A 1,652-nucleotide genomic window follows, 5' to 3' on the forward strand; every position below is an offset into this window, starting at 1 on the left:
AGCGGGGCGGGCGCGGGGGACGCGGCGGTGCGGCGGGAGCGCGCCCGGCGGGCCGTCGCGGGGCCGGATCGGCGTTGATCGCAGCGACATGAATAGGAAAGTAACCTATCTATTTGGCGCGGTCCGGTGCCTGATCCGGCCACCCGCGAACCGGCAGGCAGCCCCGCCGGGCCGGACCCGGACACGCCGTCCCCTTGACCGCCGGCCGGGCGGACTAGAATCGCGTTCCGTTCTCGGAGCGAGGAGCACAGCGATGGCCCCACCGCACGACGCCCCGTCCGCCGCCGAGCTGGTCGGCGCCGTCCGCGAGTTCCTGGAGCGCGACGTCCTCGCCGGGCTGGAGGGCGGCACCCGCTTCCACGCCCTCGTCGCGATCAACGTGCTGGGCATGGTGGAGCGCGAGCTGGACCTCGGGGACGCCCAGGAGGCCGCGCACGCCGCCCGCCTCGCCGCCCTCGGCTTCGCCGACGACGCCGCCCTCGCCGCGGCCCTCCGCGACGGCGCCCTCGACGACCGCCACGCCGAGGTGCGGGACGCGCTGCTGGAGACCGTCGCCGACAAGCTCGCCGTCGCGAATCCCGCCTACGCCGCCTCCTGAGGCGGGCTGACGGTCCGTCCTGGATCGGCCACATGACGCCATCGCTCCGAACCCCGGGGCCGGACGCGGACATCTAATCTCGGGCTAACGCACGGGCCGTGCACGAGGACACCGGGAGCCGCGATGCAGGAGATCGTCCCGCTCGGCGCGCGCGACCCGCGATGGGTGGGCGGCTTCCAGCTCCTCGGCAGGCTCGGCGCGGGCGGCCAGGGCGTGGTCTACCAGGGGCGCGGCGAGGACGGGACGCTCGTCGCGGTCAAGGTGCTGCGCGAGGAGCTGGTCCCCGGCCGGGACCACCGCGGCGCGCTGGCGAAGGAGCTGGAGGCCGCCCGCCGGGTCGCGCCGTTCTGCACCGCCCAGGTCATCGCCTCCGACCTGGAGGCCGAGCGGCCGTACGTCGTCAGCGAGTACGTCGACGGGCCGTCCCTGGACCAGACCGTCCGGGCGGAGGGGCCGCGGACGGGCAACGCGCTGCACCGGCTGGCGGTCGCCACGGCGACCGCGCTGGTCGCGATCCACGAGGCGGGCATCGTCCACCGCGACCTCAAGCCCGCCAACGTCCTCATCGGCCCGGACGGCCCCCGGGTGATCGACTTCGGGATCGCCCGCATCGTCGAGGCGGGCACGACGACGATCACCGGGCGGCTGATCGGCACCCCCGCCTACATGTCGCCGGAGCAGGCCGCCGGGACCAGCGTCGGCCCCGCCTCCGACGTGTTCTCCTGGGGCGGGGTCATGGCCTACGCCGCACTCGGCAGATCGCCCTTCGGATCCGGCCCGGCCGCCGCCGTCATCGCGCGGATCACGCACGAGGAGCCCGACCTCGGCGACCTGGCCGAGCCGTTGCGGGCCCTCATCCTCGCCTGCCTCGCGAAGGACCCGGCGGCCAGGCCGACCGCCCACGAGCTCCTCATGCGGCTGATCGGCGCGTCCCGGAGCGCCCCGCCGCTGGACCAGGTGCTCCGCACCGGCCAGGAGATCGCGGGCTCGCCCGCCGGCGGGCCGCCCGGCCACCGGCCGCCACCGCGCGACCCGACCCTGCCGCCGCGCAGGT

2 protein-coding genes are annotated in these 1,652 nt (G+C 76.0%); both read left to right on the forward strand.

Annotated features, from left to right (window positions below; genetic code table 11):
• Nucleotides 1-253 precede the first annotated feature (253 nt).
• Complete coding sequence (locus E1300_RS49455; RefSeq protein WP_131764147.1) at nt 254-598, forward strand: DUF6285 domain-containing protein; 345 nt, start codon at nt 254-256, stop codon at nt 596-598.
• Between the two features lie 123 nt (nt 599-721).
• Nucleotides 722-1,652, forward strand: a 931-nt coding sequence (locus E1300_RS49460; protein ID WP_131764148.1) for a serine/threonine-protein kinase, incomplete at its 3' end; no start/stop codon positions are given.

The organism is Actinomadura fibrosa, from assembly GCF_900659615.1.
Lineage (GTDB): Bacteria > Actinomycetota > Actinomycetes > Streptosporangiales > Streptosporangiaceae > Spirillospora > Spirillospora fibrosa.